At 73.8% G+C, this 16,600-nt stretch carries 14 protein-coding genes; 4 read left to right on the forward strand and 10 right to left on the reverse strand.

Annotated elements, in window-relative coordinates:
* Positions 1 to 99: 99 nt before the first annotated feature.
* From ACFQ80_RS04535 to ACFQ80_RS04565, 7 genes are read right to left on the reverse strand one after another with little or no spacing between them, the layout of a single operon-like run.
* Positions 100 to 1,593, reverse strand: a complete 1,494-nt coding sequence (locus tag ACFQ80_RS04535; RefSeq protein WP_430562719.1) for an NAD-dependent succinate-semialdehyde dehydrogenase — start codon at positions 1,591 to 1,593, stop codon at positions 100 to 102.
* Positions 1,590 to 2,429 carry an aldolase/citrate lyase family protein gene (locus ACFQ80_RS04540; protein WP_430551585.1) on the reverse strand — a complete coding sequence of 280 codons (840 nt, stop codon included), beginning with the start codon at positions 2,427 to 2,429 and terminating at the stop codon, positions 1,590 to 1,592. The genes ACFQ80_RS04535 and ACFQ80_RS04540 overlap by 4 nt, the downstream gene beginning before the upstream one ends.
* Positions 2,414 to 3,223, reverse strand: coding sequence for a 2-oxo-hept-4-ene-1,7-dioate hydratase (hpaH, locus tag ACFQ80_RS04545; RefSeq protein WP_430562720.1), 810 nt, complete (start codon positions 3,221 to 3,223; stop codon positions 2,414 to 2,416). The genes ACFQ80_RS04540 and hpaH overlap by 16 nt, the downstream gene beginning before the upstream one ends.
* Entirely contained in the window at positions 3,220 to 4,374 is a 1,155-nt protein-coding gene (gene hpaD / locus ACFQ80_RS04550; RefSeq protein ID WP_430562721.1) for a 3,4-dihydroxyphenylacetate 2,3-dioxygenase, read from the reverse strand. The genes hpaH and hpaD overlap by 4 nt, the downstream gene beginning before the upstream one ends.
* A 25-nt stretch (positions 4,375 to 4,399) precedes the next feature.
* A complete protein-coding gene (gene hpaE, locus ACFQ80_RS04555) occupies positions 4,400 to 5,926 on the reverse strand; it encodes a 5-carboxymethyl-2-hydroxymuconate semialdehyde dehydrogenase (protein WP_430562722.1) in 1,527 nt (508 codons plus the stop codon).
* Positions 5,923 to 6,636 carry a GntR family transcriptional regulator gene (locus ACFQ80_RS04560; protein WP_430562723.1) on the reverse strand — a complete coding sequence of 238 codons (714 nt, stop codon included), beginning with the start codon at positions 6,634 to 6,636 and terminating at the stop codon, positions 5,923 to 5,925. Before ACFQ80_RS04560 ends, hpaE begins: the two co-directional genes overlap by 4 nt.
* The gene (locus tag ACFQ80_RS04565; protein WP_430562724.1) at positions 6,633 to 8,132 is read right to left on the reverse strand and encodes a fumarylacetoacetate hydrolase family protein; all 1,500 of its coding nucleotides are present in this window, start codon (positions 8,130 to 8,132) and stop codon (positions 6,633 to 6,635) included. The genes ACFQ80_RS04560 and ACFQ80_RS04565 overlap by 4 nt, the downstream gene beginning before the upstream one ends.
* A 73-nt stretch (positions 8,133 to 8,205) precedes the next feature.
* Between ACFQ80_RS04565 and ACFQ80_RS04570 the strand changes: the two genes are divergently transcribed.
* Entirely contained in the window at positions 8,206 to 9,588 is a 1,383-nt protein-coding gene (locus tag ACFQ80_RS04570; RefSeq protein ID WP_430562725.1) for an MFS transporter, read from the forward strand.
* 19 nt (positions 9,589 to 9,607) lie between these two features.
* Here ACFQ80_RS04570 and ACFQ80_RS04575 read toward each other — a convergent pair whose 3' ends face one another.
* Complete coding sequence (locus ACFQ80_RS04575; protein ID WP_430562726.1) at positions 9,608 to 10,477, reverse strand: peptidoglycan-binding protein; 870 nt, start codon at positions 10,475 to 10,477, stop codon at positions 9,608 to 9,610.
* Positions 10,478 to 10,580: 103 nt separating this feature from the next.
* Positions 10,581 to 11,285 carry an IclR family transcriptional regulator gene (locus tag ACFQ80_RS04580; RefSeq protein ID WP_430562727.1) on the reverse strand — a complete coding sequence of 235 codons (705 nt, stop codon included), beginning with the start codon at positions 11,283 to 11,285 and terminating at the stop codon, positions 10,581 to 10,583.
* 130 nt (positions 11,286 to 11,415) lie between these two features.
* Here ACFQ80_RS04580 and ACFQ80_RS04585 point away from each other — a divergent pair, with 130 nt between their 5' ends.
* The 3 genes from ACFQ80_RS04585 to ACFQ80_RS04595 all read left to right on the forward strand — a co-directional run bounded on the left by ACFQ80_RS04585 (position 11,416) and on the right by ACFQ80_RS04595 (position 14,674).
* Complete coding sequence (locus ACFQ80_RS04585; protein ID WP_430562728.1) at positions 11,416 to 13,308, forward strand: FAD-dependent monooxygenase; 1,893 nt, start codon at positions 11,416 to 11,418, stop codon at positions 13,306 to 13,308.
* Positions 13,309 to 13,347: 39 nt separating this feature from the next.
* Complete coding sequence (locus ACFQ80_RS04590) at positions 13,348 to 13,944, forward strand: gamma carbonic anhydrase family protein (protein ID WP_430562729.1); 597 nt, start codon at positions 13,348 to 13,350, stop codon at positions 13,942 to 13,944.
* A 163-nt stretch (positions 13,945 to 14,107) separates the two neighbouring features.
* On the forward strand, positions 14,108 to 14,674 hold the full coding sequence (locus ACFQ80_RS04595) for a dihydrofolate reductase family protein (RefSeq protein ID WP_430562730.1): 567 nt from the start codon (positions 14,108 to 14,110) through the stop codon (positions 14,672 to 14,674).
* A 28-nt stretch (positions 14,675 to 14,702) separates the two neighbouring features.
* Here the strand turns inward: ACFQ80_RS04595 and ACFQ80_RS04600 are convergent, their stop codons facing one another.
* Complete coding sequence (locus ACFQ80_RS04600) at positions 14,703 to 16,367, reverse strand: thiamine pyrophosphate-binding protein (RefSeq protein ID WP_430562731.1); 1,665 nt, start codon at positions 16,365 to 16,367, stop codon at positions 14,703 to 14,705.
* Positions 16,368 to 16,600: the final 233 nt, after the last annotated feature.

Here is a 16,600-nt window from a genome sequence, read left to right on the forward strand (position 1 = left end):
GTAGTCGACTACCTCGCCGGGCCTCGAACTACCTCGGCATCTTCGGAACTACCTCGCGGGGATCCGGACTACCTCGCCGGAGCCCGTACTACCTCGCGGTCAGAGCGGCATGCCGACGTACTGCGTCTCCTGGTACTCGGCGATGCCCTCGAAGCCGCCCTCGCGGCCGGTGCCGGACTGCTTCATGCCGCCGAACGGTGCGGCCGCGTTGGAGATGACGCCGGCGTTGAGGCCCAGCAGGCCGAACTCGAGCCGCTCGGCGAACGCGAGCCCGCGGCGCACGTCCCCGGTGAACACGTACGACGCCAGCCCGTACTCGGTGGAGTTGGCGAGCTCCGCCGCCTCGTCCTCGGTGGCGAACGTCGCGACCGGGGCGACGGGGCCGAAGATCTCCTCCGTCATGCAGCGGGCGTCCGCGGGGACGTCGCGCAGCAGCGTCGCGGGGTAGAAGTGGCCCGGGCCGTCGGGGCGCTCTCCGCCGACGACGACCTGCGCGCCGCGCGCGACGGCGTCGTCCACCAGCGCCGCGACGGAGTCCACGGCCTTCGCCTCGACGAGCGGGCCCAGCGTGGTGCCGTCGTCCAGGCCGTTCCCGACGACGACGGCGCGGAAGCGCTCGGCGAGGCGGGAGACGAACTCGTCGGCCACGGACTCGTGCACGTAGAACCGGTTGGCGGCGGTGCAGGCCTCGCCGCCGTTGCGCAGCTTGGCGGCCATGGCGCCGTCGACCGCGGCGTCCAGGTCGGCGTCCTCGAAGACGACGAGCGGGGCGTTGCCGCCGAGCTCCATCGACGTGCGCAGCACGTTCTCGGTGGCGGAGCGCAGCAGCGCCTGCCCCACCGGCGTGGAGCCGGTGAACGACACCTTCCGCAGCCGCGGGTCGGCCATCACCGGCTCGCTCACGGCCGACGCGGAGGCCGACGGCACCACGTTGAGCACGCCGTCGGGCAGCCCGGCCTCGACCATGAGCTGCGCGAACAGGAGCGACGTCAGCGGGGTGAGGCGGGCCGGCTTGAGCACCATCGTGCAGCCGGCGGCGACGGCGGGCGCCACCTTCCGGGTGGCCATCGCGAGCGGGAAGTTCCACGGCGTGATGAGCAGGCACGGGCCCACGGGCCGGCGCTGCACGAGCATCCGCAGCGAGCCCTCGGGGGTGCGGGCGTAGCGGCTGTCGTCGTGGGTGGCCTGCTCGGCGAACCAGCGCAGGAACTCGCCGCCGTACGTGACCTCGCCGCGCGCCTCCGCGAGCGGCTTGCCCATCTCGAGCGTCATGAGCAGCGCGAGGTCCTCGCGCCGCTCCTGCACGAGGGCGAACCCGCGGCGCAGGATCTCGGCCCGCTCCCGCGCCGGGGTCGCGCCCCACGACGCCTGCGCCGCCGCGGCGGCGTCCATCGCGGCCCGGGCGTCGTCACCCGTCGCGGAGGCGACGTGGGTCAGGGTCTCCCCGGTGGCCGGGTTCTCGACGGCGAACGTGCCGCCGTCGGACGCGTCGCGCCACGTGCCGCCGACCAGCAGGCCCGTCGGGGTGCTGGTGAGGAGCTCGGCCGCGCGCTCGCGCGGGCTGGTCGGAGATGTCGGAGTGGTCGTCGTCATCGGGTTCCACCGTCCTTCGGCTGCGGGGTCGTGGTGCGGGAGGCGACGCGCGCGGCGAGCTGCTCGGACCCGCGCGCGATCAGGGTGACGTCAGCGCCGACGACGACGTAGGCCGCCCCGGCGTCGAGGTAGCGGTCGGCCATGGCCGGGTCGAAGGCGTTGACGCCCACGGGGGTGCCGGCGGCGCGGCAGGCGGCGATCGCGCCGAGCACCGCGTCCACGACCTCGGGGTGGTCCTGCCGGCCCAGGTGGCCGAGCGACGCGGCGAGGTCGGCGGGGCCGACGAGGACGGCGCCGACGCCGTCCGTGCCGGCGATGGCGGCGGCGTCGTCGATCGCGGCGCGCGTCTCGAGCTGGACGACGAGGGTGATGCCGTCGTCCGCCCCACCGAGGTAGCCGGGCACCCGGGCCCAGCGCGACGAGCGGGCGAGCGCGCTGCCGACGCCGCGCACGCCGGCCGGTGGGTACCGGACGGCGCGGACGGCGGCCTCGGCCTCGGCGGCGGAGTCGACCATGGGCACCAGGACGTTCGTGGCGCCGAGGTCGAGCACCCGCTTGAGGCCCACCGGGTCGCCGGACGGGACGCGCACCAGCGTCGCGACCGGGTACGCGGCGGTGGCCTGGAGCTGCGCGAGGACGTCTCTGAGGTCGTTGGGCCCGTGCTCGCCGTCGACGAGCACGACGTCCAGGCCGCTGCCGGCCAGGAGCTCCGCGGCGACGGGGCTGCCCATCGAGGACCAGGCACCGACGAGGGGGCGTCCCTCGTCCGCGGCCTCGGCGAGCATCGCGGCGAGCGAGCGGTCGGTGGTCGGTCCGTCGGTCAGACGAAGCGGCATGTCACGGCCCCCAGGGTCCCGTAGTCGGCGTGCACGGTGTCGCCGGGGTGCACCCACGTGGGGCGGGTGAACGACCCGGACAGGACGGTCTCGCCGGCGGCGAGCGAGTCGCCGTGCGCCGCCAGCTTGTTCGCGAGCCAGGCGACGCCGGCGGCGGGGTGCCCCAGCACGCCCGCGGCGACGCCCGTCTCCTCGATGGTCTCGTTGCGGTACAGCAGGGCGGACACCCAGCGCAGGTCGACGTCGTCGACCCGCACGGGCCGCCCGCCCACCACCATGGCACCCATGGCGGCGTTGTCGCTGATGGTGTCGACGATGGTGCGTCCCGGCATCTCGACGCGCGCGTCGAGGATCTCCAGGGCCGGCACGACGCGGTCGGTGGCGCGCAGCACGTCGGTGACGGTGGTCCCGGGGCCCTCGAGCGGCGACGCGAGCACGAACGCCAGCTCCACCTCGACCCGCACGTTCGAGTACCGGGCGTGCTCCACGACGCTGCCCGACTCCAGCACCATGTCGTCGAAGATCACGCCGTAGTCCGGCTCGGTGATGCCGGTCGCGGCCTGCATGGCCTTCGACGTCAGGCCGATCTTGTGCCCGACGACGCGGCGGCCGCGCGCCTCCCCGCGCTCGCGCCACGTGCGCTGCACGGCGTACGCGTCCGCGACCGTCATCCCCTCGTGCCGCGCGGTGAGCAGCGGCACGGGGGTGCGGGTGCGGTCGGCCTCGGCGAGCTCGTCGGCGACGGCGACGACCGCGTCGTCGTCGAGGGTGCGCTCGCCGTCGGCCCCCGTCACAGGGTGGCTCCCAGCTTGAACCCCTGCACGCCGCCGCCGTCGGCGTCGTCCCGGCGGGTGTAGGAGAACCCGTCGGCGCCGACGGTCACCTCCATCTCGGAGTCGTCGGTGCGGGCGACGACGGGCTGCGGGTTGCCGTCGAGGTCCAGCACGAGGGACGCCTCGGTGTACCAGCTCGGCACGACGGGGTTGCCCCACCAGTCGCGGCGCTGGTTGTCGTGCACGTCCCAGGTGACGACGGGGTTGTCCGGGTCGCCGGTGTAGTAGTCCTGCGTGTAGATCTCGACGCGGTGCCCGTCGGGGTCGCGCAGGTACAGGTAGAACGCGTTCGAGACGCCGTGCCGACCCGGACCGCGCTCGATGGCGTCGGAGCGCCGCAGCGCGCCGAGCTTGTCGCAGATGGCGAGGATGTTGTGCTTCTCGTGCGTCGCGAACGCCACGTGGTGCATGCGCGGGCCGTCGCCGCCGGTCATGGCGGTGTCGTGCACGGTGGGCTTGCGGCGCATCCACGCCGCGTAGACCGTCCCGGCGTCGTCCTGGATGTCCTCCGTGACGCGGAAGCCCAGGTCCTGCATGAACTTCACGGCCCGCGGCACGTCCGGGGTGACCTGGTTGAAGTGGTCCAGCCGCACCAGCTCGCCGGGGGTGTGCAGGTCGTAGCGCCACGACAGCCGCTCGACGTGCTCCGTGGCGTAGAAGAACTCGTACGGGAAGCCGAGCGGGTCGACGACGCGCACCGACTCGCCGATGCCCTTCGTGAAGCCGCCCGGCTCGCGCCGCACCTCGCAGCCGAGCTCGGTGTAGAAGGCGACGGCCTTGTCGAGGTCCTCCGGCGTGCGCACGCGGTAGGAGAAGGCGGCGACGGCGGCCACCTCGCCCTGGCGCAGCACCAGGTTGTGGTGGATGAACTCCTCGGTGGAGCGCAGGTAGATGCTCTGCTCGTCCTCCTCCGTGACGTACAGGCCCAGCACGTCGACGTAGAACGCGCGGGAGGCCGCGAGGTCCGTGACGACGAGCTCCATGTACGCGCAGCGCAGGATGTCGGGCGCGGGGCTGGACGGCGTGGCGATCGGGTGGTCCGAGTGGATCGGCGCCTCCTGGCTCACGTAGAAGCCGGAGGAGGTGAGGGTGCGGTCGTTGAGGTGCGTCATTGCAGCGTCCTAAGGGGAGGGCGGTTCACTTGCCGAACGTGGGGTTGTGGACCTTGCCGAGCGTGATGTGCACGGCCTGCTGGTCGGTGTAGAAGTCGATGGAGCGGTACCCGCCCTCGTGGCCGAGGCCGGACGCCTTGACGCCGCCGAACGGGGTGCGCAGGTCGCGCACGTTGTTCGAGTTCAGCCAGACCATCCCGGCCTCGACGGCCTGGGAGAAGTTGTGGGCCCGCTTGAGGTCGTTGGTCCAGATGTACGCCGCGAGCCCGTACTTCACACCGTTGGCGAGCTCGAGCGCCTCGGCCTCCGTGTCGAAGGGCGTGATCGCGACGACGGGCCCGAAGATCTCCTCCTGGAAGATCCGGGCGTCGGGCTTCACGTCCGCGAAGACCGTGGGGGCCACGAAGTTCCCCGTCTCGAAGCCCTCGGGGCGCCCGCCGCCGGCGACGAGCCGGCCCTCGGTCCTGCCCAGCTCGACGTAGCTCATGACCTTGTCGAAGTGCTCGGGGTGCACGAGCGCGCCCACCTCGGTGTCCTTCTCGTGCGGGTACCCGACGCGCACGCGCTTCGCCTGGGCGGCGTACCGCTCGACGAACTCGTCGTAGACGGCGCGCTCCACGAGGATGCGGGAGCCGGCCGTGCAGCGCTCGCCGTTGAGGGAGAAGACGCCGAAGATCGTCGCGTCGATCGCGGCGTCGAGGTCGGCGTCGGCGAAGACGACGGCGGGGGACTTGCCGCCGAGCTCCATCGACAGGCCCTTGAGGTACGGGGCGGCGTTGCCGAAGATCAGCTGGCCCGTGCTGCTCTCGCCGGTGAAGGAGATGAGCGGCACGTCGGGGTGCTTGACCAGCGCGTCGCCGGCCTCCTCGCCCAGGCCGTTGACCAGGTTGAACACGCCCTGGGGCAGCCCGGCCTCCTCGAAGATCCCGGCCCACAGCGACGCGGACAGCGGCGTGAACTCGGCCGGCTTGAGCACCACGGTGTTGCCGGTGGCGAGCGCGGGGGCGAGCTTCCACGACTCGAGCATGAACGGCGTGTTCCACGGGGTGATGAGCCCGGCGACGCCGATCGGCTTGCGGTTGACGTAGTTGATCTGGCGGCCGGGCACCTTGTAGGTGTCGTCGGCCTGCGCCACGACCAGGTCCGCGAAGAAGCGGAAGTTCTCGGCGGCGCGGCGCGCCTGGCCGAGGGCCTGCGTGATCGGCAGGCCGGAGTCGAAGGACTCCAGCTCCGCGAGGCGGGCGTCGCGCGACTCCACGAGGTCGGCGATCCGGTGCAGCACCCGCGAGCGCTCCCGGGGGAGCATCGTCGGCCACGGCCCCTCGGTGAACGCGCGGCGGGCGGCGGCGACGGCGGCGTCGACGTCGGCCCGCTTGCCCGCGGCGGCCCGGAGGTAGGTCTCGTTCGAGACCGGGTCCAGCACGTCGAAGGTGGCGCCGTCGACGGAGTCGACGAAGCGGCCGTCGATGTAGTGCCGGATCGCGGTGGGCAGGTCGGCGGGGCGGTGCCCGTTCCTGGCGGGGGTGTGGGCATCCGGTGCGTGGCTGGTCATCGCTGGACCTCCGTGGCCTTGTGGGACAGATGGTGGGACGCCTGGCGGGCGAGCACGGCGTCGAGGGTGGTGGTGCGGTGGCGGCGGGCGGCGAGCTCGACCTGTTCCGGGGTGGCGTCGCCGGCCTGGAGCCGCACGACGAGGTCGAGGATCCGGTCGTGCTCGGCGACGGACTCCCGGGCGCGGCCGGGGACGAACGAGAACGACGAGTCGCGCAGCACGGTCATGCGCCGCCAGCCGCGGTGCACGAGGTCGAGCACGTGCGGGTTGGGGCACGGCTCGAACAGGACGGCGTGGAACTCGAGGTTGAGCTCCGTGAACCGGTGCGGGTCGAAGTCGGCGAGGCACTCGCGCATCCGCTCGTTGACCGCGCGCGCGGCGTCGAGCTGCGCGGCGGACAGGTGCGGCGCCGACAGCGCGGTGGCGAAGCCCTCGACCAGCGCGAGCGTCTCCATCGTGTGCTGGTACTCGGTCTCCTTGATGAGGGCGACCTGGGCGCCGACGTTGCGCTCGAACGTCACGAGCCCCTCGGCCTCCAGGCGGCGGATCGCCTCGCGCACCGGCACCACGGACATGTCGAGCTCGCCCGCGAGCTGTGCCAGCACCAGCCGGTAGCCGGGCACGAAGCGCCCGTCCTCGATCCGCTCGCGCAGGTAGGCGTACGCGCGCTGGGACTTGCTCACGGCGGTCGACGTCGTCGGGACGGTCATCCGGCACTCCCGGCGGTCTCGCGCTCGTACCGTGCCCGCCACTCGGCGTTCATGGGGAACAGCCCGTCGACGGGGGCGCCGGCCGCGACCTGCCGCGCGACCCACGCGTCGGCGGCCTCCTGTGCCTCGGACTCGGCGAGCACCTCCTCGACGAGCGCGGGCGGGATGACGAGGACGCCGTCCCCGTCGCCCACGACGACGTCGCCCGGCTGCACCGAGGCGCCGCCGCAGGCGACGGTCACGTCGGTCTCCCACGGCACGTGCTTGCGGCCGAGGACGGACGGGTGCGGGCCCTGGGAGAAGACGGGGATGCCGATCTCGGCCACGGCGTCGGCGTCGCGCACCCCGCCGTCCGTGACGATCGCGGCCGCGCCGCGCACGTGGGCGCGCAGGGCGAGCACGTCGCCCACGGTGCCGGTGCCGCGCTCGCCACGCGCCTCGACGACGATCACCTCGCCCGGCCCGACGGCGTCGAACGCGCGCTTCTGCGCGTTGAAGCCTCCGCCGTGGGAGGCGAAGAGGTCGGGGCGGAACGGGATGAGCCGCAGCGTGCGGGCGGTGCCGACGAACCGGTCGCCCGGGTGGTTGCCGTGCACGCCCTCGACGAAGACGTCGGTGTAGCCGCGCTTGCGCAGCGCCGCCGACAGCGTCGCGACCGCGACGCCCGCGAACCGCTCGCGGTGGGCGTCCGTGAGGACGAAGGCGGGCTCGGGCTCCGGCGCGGGGGTGCCCCAGGCCTCGGCGCGCTGCGTCTCGTCCACGGCCGGCGTCGAGCCGAAGTCGCCGAACGCGTGCGTCCCGGCGGTGACGGTGGTGACGAGGCGGCCGCTGGACAGTGTCTCCGAGGCGCTGGCGCCGGGTGCCTCCGGGGCGTCCACCTCGACCTCGACGACCTGCCCGGGGCCGACGACGGACGAGCCCGCCGGGGTGCCGGTGAGGATCACGTCGCCGGGCTCGAGCGTGAGGTGCTGGGACAGGTCCGCGACGAGGCGGCCGAAGTCGAACAGGAGCGTGCCGGTGGAGTCGTCCTGGACGAGCTCGCCGTCCACCCAGGTGCGCACCCGCAGGCCCGCGGGGTCGACGGCCGACGCGGGGATCCAGCGGGGGCCGAGCGGCGTGTAGCCGTCGCCGCCCTTGTTGCGCAGGTTGGAGCCCTTGTCGGCGGCGCGGAGGTCGTAGAGGCCGAAGTCGTTCGCCGCGGTGACGGCGTCGACGTGCGACCAGCCGTCGGCGGGGGAGACCCAGCGCGCGGCGGTGCCGATGCGGATCGCGACCTCGCCCTCGAAGGCGAGGAGCTCGGTGCCCAGCGGGCGCTCGATCGTGCCGCCCGTCGCGGCGAGCGACGAGCCGGGCTTGAGGAAGTAGGACGGCTGGTGCGGCGTCCGGCCCCGCTGCGCTGCGCGGGACGGGTAGTTCAGGTGGACGGCGATGATCTTGCCGGGCTTGGGCTGGTCGTCGGTGACCACGGGCACCCCACTGTCGGTCGAGGCTGTCATGTCGTATCTCGGATGATATACGATCTCGCGAACTGCACCACCCCCCGCGGACTGACAGAGAGGTCTTCCGGACATGACCACCGGCATCGCAGCCACCCCCAGCGACACCGAACGTCGCGAGCTCCGACGGGTCGCCTTCGCGACCGTCATCGGCACCACCATCGAGTGGTACGACTTCTTCCTCTACGCCAGCGCGGCAGGCCTGGTGTTCGGCACGCTGTTCTTCGAGCCCGCCGGCCCGGGCGCGGCGACCCTGCTGTCGTTCGCGACGGTGGGGATCAGCTTCCTGTTCCGCCCGCTCGGCGCCTTCCTCGCCGGCCACTTCGGCGACCGGATCGGCCGCAAGGCGATGCTCGTCGTCACCCTCATCCTCATGGGCGGGGCCACGACGCTCATCGGCGTGCTGCCGACCTACGACACGATCGGGATCGCGGCCCCCGCGCTGCTCGTGCTGCTGCGCATCCTCCAGGGCCTGTCGACCGGCGGCGAGTGGGGCGGGGCCGTCCTCATGGCCGTCGAGCACGCCCCCGACGGCCGCCGCGGCCGCATGGGCGCGTTCCCGCAGATCGGCGTGCCCATCGGCCTGCTGCTGGCCTCCGGCGTGCTCGCCCTCATGACCGGCGTGATCTCGCCCGGCGACGCGTTCGTCCAGTGGGGGTGGCGCATCCCGTTCCTGCTGAGCGTGGTGCTCATCGTGGTGGGGATCGTCGTGCGGCGGTCGGTCGAGGAGAGCCCGGTCTTCCTCGAGATCGCCGAGAAGAAGGCGGCGGCGAAGACGCCGATCCTCACCCTGTTCCGCAAGCACTGGCTGCTGGTGCTGCTCGCCGCCCTCACGTTCGCGGGCAACAACGCCGCGGGCTACATGACCACCGGCGGCTACCTGCAGAACTACGCGACGACGCCGATCGCCGACGGCGGGCTGGTCGGCATGGACCGCACGCCGGTGCTGCTCGCCGTGGCCGGAGCGTCCGTCGTCTGGCTCGTGTGCACCTTCGCCGCCGGCGCGGTCTCCGACCGGATCGGGCGCCGGAACACCTACATCATCGGGTGGGTGGCGTTCCTCGCCACCGTGTTCCTGCTCTTCCCGCTGGTGAACACCGGCAACCCGTGGCTGCTGTTCCTCGGCGTGTCGCTCTTCGCGATCGGCAACGGGTTCACGTACGGCCAGCAGGCGGCCTACTTCGCGGAGCTGTTCCCGGCGTCGATCCGGTACTCCGGCGTGTCCATCACCTACGCGATCGGTGCGATCCTGGGCGGCGCGTTCGCCCCGACCATCGCGGCCTGGCTCGTGCAGACCACCGGGACGGCGACGTCCGTCGCGTTCTACATCGCGGGCGTCATGGTGGTGGCGTTCGCCGCCACGCTGCTGCTGCGCGACCGCACCGGCATCCCGCTCGGCCCCGAGCACGAGGACGAGCAGGCGGCCAGCCCGATCTACGGGGTCTCGCGGGCCTGACGGCGGCGGAGGGGCCCGGTCACCGCAGCTTCTTGCGCACGCTGAGGTACTTGCTCTCGGTGGCCGGGCCCCAGGTGCCGGTGGCGGACACTCCCACCACCCGCTGCAGGGCGGCGACCGCCTTGTCGTGCGCGGCGCGGGACTTCGGGCCCCACTTGCCGTCCGCGGTGACGCCCACCGCGCGCTGCGCCGTCTTCACGCCGTAGGGGAACTTCGTCCCGTGCATGCGGGAGGCGGCGCGGATCGCCTGCAGGCGCTGGTCGGTGCTCGGGCCCCACAGGTTGTCGCGCTGGGCCAGGGGGAAGTGGGCCACCTGCTGCAGCCGCTGCGTCGTGCGTGAGCCCGCCGGCGCGAGCACGGTGCCCCGGCCGTAGTTCGACGTCGTGCCGACGTCGACGTGCACGTGGTTGCGGTGGCTGGCGGCCGACCCGACCGTCCCGTCCCGCGCGTAGATCACGCCGAGGCCCATCGAGTCCGCCACCTTGATCGCGGTCCGCGCCCGGGTGCGCTCCGAGGAGGGCGCCCCGGCGGGGCCGTAGTTGAGGTCCGCCGCCAGGCCGTCGTAGTGCCAGGAGTTCTTGGAGTGCGCCCCGCGGGTCACGCCGCCGTACGACGGGTGCTCGGAGACCCGGAACCCGTAGGCCCGAGCCCAGCTCAGGTAGTGCCGGAGCATCGTGGACGAGCTCTTCTGGCGCCCGATCCCCAGGGCCAGAGGGCTCTCGGCGGGGCGCGCGGCCGCGCCCGAGCGCTCGGGCGCCTGGGGTGTGGCGACCACGGGCGTCGCGCCGAGCGGGGCGAGCAGGACGGCGCAGACGCCGGCGGCCGCGAGGCGTCTGTGCGGCCCGGCGGCGCGGTGGGCGCGGGCGGGGACGGTCGGTCGTGAGCTCATGGCACCTCGCTCCTCGGCGTGACGACGAAGGGCTCCGATGCACCTGGTCGCCCTGGGCCACCATGCATGCGCATCGACGGTTCTGCCAGGCGACCGTGTCCCCTCAGCCGCCGAGGGCCTCCCGCACGGCGCTCGCCGAGGCGGTGAGGCGGGCGGCGATCTGCGCGTGGTCGAGCGGGCTGGCGACGTGCACGACGGCGACGGCGGCGGGCCCGCGACCGCGCAGCGCCAGCGGCACCGCGACCGACTCCAGGCTGGGGATCACCTCGTCGTGGCTGGTGGCGAAGCCGCGCTCCGCGGCCTGCGCGACCGTGGCGTGCAGCGCCTCGGGGGCACCCGCGGGCCACTGCGCGGGCGGGAGCAGCGTGAGGATCGCCTTGCCGGGCGCGCCCACCGTGACCGGGTGCCGGGTGCCCGGGCGCTGCGCCACCGGGGCGACGGCGTGCCGCGGCTCGACGCTGACGAGCGTCACGCACTCGTCGTGGTCGAGGACGGCGAGGAAGCACGTCATCCCCAGCTCGTTCGCGACGGCGGTGAGCTCGGGCAGCGCCTCGGCCTGCAGGTCGTGGGCGACGCCCGCGGCCAGGGCGGCCATCCGCGCGCCGAGCACGACGCCCCCGTTCGCGTCGCGGACCACGAGCCCGTGGTGCTCCAGGGTGCGCAGCAGCCGGTACGCGATCGAGCGGTGGACGCCGAGCGTCGCGGCGACGTCGTCGATGGTCAGGGGCGCGCGGGCGTCGGCGAGGACCTCCAGGATGCGGATGCCGCGGCTGAGGGTCTGCGACGGCGGGGAGCCTGCGTCGGGCATCGTCGTCCTTCCGGTGGGCTACGCTGCATTCAATAGTAGAACGTCGTGTTCGAATATAGAACACGAACGCAGCGAACGCCACGCCCGACACGGAGGTCGAGCGGCGCATCGACGACGATGAGGAGAGCTCGTGCAGTTCCACCACCACGGTTACGTCTCCGGCGACCCGCGGGTGCTGCCGCCCGCCGGCACGGGCGTGGACCGGCCCGACGAGCTGCCCGACGAGGTCGACGTCCTCGTCGTCGGGTCGGGGCCGGCGGGCATGCTGCTCGCCGCGCAGATGTCGCGGTACCCCGGCGTCACGACCCGCCTCATCGAGAAGCGCGAGGGGCGGCTGGTGCTCGGTCAGGCCGACGGCATCCAGCCGCGCAGCGTCGAGACGTTCGACGCGTTCGGCTTCGCGGAGCGGATCGTCGCCGAGGCCTACAACATCGGCTGGATGAACTTCTGGGGCCCGGACCCGGAGAACCCCCGGAACATCGTGCGCACCTCGCGCACCGAGGACTACGGCCTCAAGATCAGCGAGTACCCGCACCTCATCGTCAACCAGGCGCGCGTGCTCGACTACTTCGCCGAGGCCGCCGCGCTGGGCCCCGCCCGCATCGTGCCCGACTACGGCGTCGAGTTCGTCGGCCTCACCGTGCACGACGGCGACGAGCACCCCGTCGAGGTGCGCGTCCGGCACGTGGGCGGCGAGCGCGCGGGGGAGGAGCGGACCGTCCGCGCCAAGTACGTCGCCGGCTGCGACGGCGCCCGCAGCGCGGTGCGCGAGGCGATCGGCCGCAAGCACGTCGGCGAGTTCGCGGCGCACGCCTGGGGCGTGATGGACGTGCTCGTCAACACGGACTTCCCCGACTGGCGCACCAAGTGCGCGATCAACTCGGAGGCCGGGAACATCCTGCTCATCCCGCGCGAGGGCGGATACCTCTGCCGCGTGTACGTGGACCTCGGCGAGGTCGCCGCGGACGACCACCACCGGGTGCGCAGCACGCCGGTCGAGGAGATCGTCCGTCGCGCCAACGAGATCCTCACGCCCTACGCCCTCGATGTGAAGGAGGTGGCCTGGCACAGCGTGTACGAGGTCGGCCACCGTGTCACGGACAAGTTCGACGACGTGCCCGACGGCGAGGAGCACCGCATCCCGCGCGTCTTCCTCACCGGCGACGCCTGCCACACCCACAGCGCCAAGGCCGGGCAGGGGATGAACGTGTCGATGCAGGACGGGTTCAACCTGGGCTGGAAGCTCGGGTCCGTGCTCACCGGCCTCAGCCCCGAGTCGCTCCTCGCCACCTACTCGGCCGAGCGGCAGCCCGTCGCGCAGCAGCTCATCGACTTCGACCGGGAGTGGTCGAGCCTCATGGCCCGCAAGCCCGAGGAGATCTCCGACCCGCAGGAGCTGGCCCACCACTACCTCGCGACGTCGGAGTTCCCCTCCGGGTTCATGACGCAGTACGGGCCGTCGGCGATCGTGGCGGGCGGCGCCCGGCAGGAGCTGGCCACCGGGTTCCCGCTCGGCAAGCGGTTCAAGTCCGCCGAGGTGACGCGCGTGTGCGACGGCAACGCCGTGCACCTCGGCCACCACGCCAAGGCCGACGGCCGGTGGCGGGTCTACGCGTTCGCCGACGCGGCCGCGCCGGGCGAGGGCTCCGCGCTGGCCGCGTGGGCGGCCTGGATGGCGTCCTCCGAGTCACCCGTCTCCCGGTTCACGCCCGAGGGGGCCGACGTCGACGCCGTCCTCGACGTGAAGGTCGTCTACCAGCAGGGCTTCCAGGACGTCGACCTCGCCGCCGTGCCCGGCGTGTTCCTCCCGCGGACCGGCCCGCTGGGCCTCACGGACTGGGAGAAGGTGTACGCCGCCGGGCCCACCGTGTGGACCGCGGACGACATCTTCGCGGAGCGCGGGCTGTCCCGCGACGGCGTGGTCGTCGTCGTGCGCCCCGACCAGTACGTGGCGCACGTGCTGCCCCTCGACGCCACCGACGAGCTGGCCGAGTTCTTCGCCGGGGTGTTCGTGGGCCGTTGACGACCAGCCGGCCTTGCGCCGGTTGGTACCGTCCGAGCCATGCTCGTCCGCCATCGTGGTGCCACGCCCACCGTCGACCCGTCCGCGTACGTCGCGCCGACGGCGGTGCTGATCGGCGACGTGCACGTCGCCGCCGGCGCGCGGGTGCTGCACGGCGCCGTCCTGACCGCGGAGGACGGCGCCGTCGTCGTCGGCCGCGACACCGTGGTGATGGAGCAGGCGCTCGTGCGCGGCCGCCGCGGCCACGACGCGCGGCTGGGGGACGCCGTGCTGGTGGGTCCGCACGCCCACGTGAACGGCAGCACGGTCGAGGACGAGGCGTTCGTCGCGACCGGGGCGGCGCTGTTCCCCGGCAGCCGGATCGGGGCCGGCGCCGAGGTGCGCATCCACGGGGTGGTGCAGGTCAACACCGTGCTCCCGCCCGGTGCGCTCGTCCCGATCGGCTGGGTCGCCGTGGGCGACCCGGCCCGGATCCTGCCGCCCGGGAGCCACGACGAGATCTGGGCCGTGCAGCGCGAGCTCGACTTCCCGGGGACGGTCTACGGGACGGCGCGGGACACGCCGATGCGCGAGACGATGCGGCGCCAGTCCGAGTTCTACGGCGCGCACCGCGACGACGAGGTGCTGCCGGAGTGACGCACCGGAACCACCCCGCGACCGCCTGATCCCGGGCCGCCGTCACGGCAGGACGACAGGGTCGTGCCGGCGGGCGAGACACGTCCGCACGCGCGACGACGCGGCGTCGTGCCGATACTGGTGGGCGACCCAGGAAGCGCCCAGCGGCCGAGGAGGCCCCGCGATGGCAGACCTGATGATCGACTACATCACCTCCCTCGACGGATTCGGGTCCGCCGACGGGTGGCCCGGCCTGTGGGGGATGGGCGGTCCGGACTACTTCGCGTTCCTCGAGGAGGACGGCCGGCAGGAGTACACGACGCTGCTGGGCGCCACGACCTACCGGCTGTTCGCGAGCTTCGCCGAGACCGGCGAGGAGGAGCTGGCCGAGGTCACCGCGCGCCCGAAGGTCGTGTTCTCCGGCACCCTCACCGAGCCGCTGGGGTGGGCGAACACGGCGCTGGTCGCCGGCGACGCCGTCGAGGCGGTGCGCGCCATGAAGCAGGACGACGTCCCCCTGCGGACGATCGGCAGCCCCGGCCTCGCCCGCTCGCTGCTCGTCGCGGGACTCGTCGACCGCGTCCGCGTCGTGGTGTTCCCCGTCGTCAACGGCACCACCGGCCACGACCGCCTGTACGACGGCTGGCCCGACGTCCGGCTGGAGCTGCTCGACAGCCGCACCCTCGACGGTCGGCTGCAGCTCCTCGAGTACGCGCCGACCGTGCTGGACGGGCCGCCCGGCGTGGGCTGAGGCGCTCGCCGGCGGTGCCGGTGCCCTCTCAGCGGGTGCGGTTCACCCGCAGGATCTCCTCCTGGTACGGCGCGACGACGGTGGGCGACACGCGGCAGTCGAGCATGAGGAACCGGCGCTGGTCGACGGGCTCGAGCGCCCAGGTGCCGAGGCGGTCGAGGTCGGCGAGCCGGCGCACGACGACGCCCTCCGCGCCGACGGCGGCGGCCAGCGCGGCGAAGTCGGTCTCGGGGATGCGCATGGGCTCCTCGGCGAGGCCCTGGCGGCCGTAGACGTGCACCTCGGCGCCGTAGACGGCGTCGTTCCACACGACGGCGACGCCGCGGCCGCCGGCGGTGCGCACCGCGGTCTCGAGGTCGGCCAGGGCCATGAGCCCGCCGCCGTCGCCGGTGGTGAGCACGACGGTGGCGTCGGGCTGGGCGGCGGCGGCGCCCGCGACGCTGGGGAAGCCGAGCCCGATGGACTGGAAGGCGGTGCCGACCATCATCATCCGGTCGGGCGACGCCACGGGCCAGTACATGTTGGCCCAGCCGATGAAGTGGCCGCCGTCGGAGACGACCACCCGGTCGGCGGGGAGCAGCGCGCCGACGCGGCTCGCGACGCCGCGAGGGTCGAGCCGCCCGTCGGCGGCGAGGCCGTCCGCGGGCCCGGTGTCGTAGGTGCGGGCGGCGGCGACGCCCACGGAGTCGCGCCAGCCCGACGGGGCGGCGTCGAGGGCGCGCAGCTCGTCGAGCAGCGCGCGGGTCACGAGCGCGGCGTCCCCGCGGACGAACGAGCCCACGTGGCGGTGCGTGGCGGCCTGCGCCGTGTCGACCTGGACCACGCGGGTGCCGGGGGAGAAGAGCTCGCCGAACCGCATCGTGAACTGGTTGAGCGACGCGCCCACGACGACGGCGACGTCCGCCTCGCGGACCAGGGCCATCGCGCCGTCGGCGCCGAACCCGCCGGCGACGCCGAGGTCGTACCGCGCGTCGGGGAAGACGCCGCGGCCCAGCGCCGTCGTGGCGGTCAGGGCCCCGGTCGCGGCGGCGAGCTCGCCCAGGGCCTCGCCCGCGCCGGCGAGCCAGGCGCCGCGGCCCGCGAGGAGCAGCGGGCGCTCGGCCTCGGCGAGGGCGTGCGCGAGGTCGGTGATCGCAGCGGCGTCGAACGGGCCGGCGGGTGCGAGCGGGCCGGGGAGGGCTGGCTCGGGCGCGTCGGGGACCGGGCCCGCCTCGAGCGCGGCGACGTCGTAGGGGATGGCCAGCACGACGGGCACCCGGTAGGTGAGCGAGTGCTCGACCGCGATGACGGTGGTCGCGGCGGCGTCCGCGCGCCCGACGGTGTAGGTGCGCGCGCCGACGGCGGCGGCCAGCGCGATCTGGTCCACGTCCCACGGGCGCGGTCCCGACGTCGGCTCGTCGCCCGCGAGCAGGACGAGCGGCACGCGGGCCTGCGCCGCCTCGGCCAGCGCGGTGAGGGTGTTGGTGAAGCCCGCGCCGTACGTGACGGTCGCGGCGGCGATGCGGCCGGACGCGCGGAAGTAGGCGTCGGCGGCGACGACGCCGCCGGCCTCGTGGCGGACGGCGGTGAACCGGGCGGGGGTGGTGCGCTCGACGTCGTCGAGGAACCAGGCGTTGCCGTTGCCCATCACGCCGAAGACGTGGTCGACGTGCTGGGCGAGGGTGCGGGCGACGTGGGCGGACACGGTGGGCACGGGGGCCTCCAGGGAACAGTGACGGATGTGGCGTGCGTCCGTATGTGTCCCGTGCGGTCCCGACGCCGGGTCCGACGTGCTGGCCGTGCAGCGGTGACTGCCGGTGACCGGGCTGCCGTGCGCCCCTTTTTCGAGCGCAAGGCGGCGCAGGTCCGCCTCGACGCCGCGAGTATATCCACGGTCGGCGCGATCTCTGCCGGGGTCTTGTGGGCGCCCACCGTCAGGCGTAACTT

The sequence above is a fragment of the Isoptericola sp. NPDC056578 genome (assembly GCF_042793275.1).
In the GTDB taxonomy this organism is placed as follows: Bacteria; Actinomycetota; Actinomycetes; order Actinomycetales; family Cellulomonadaceae; genus Isoptericola.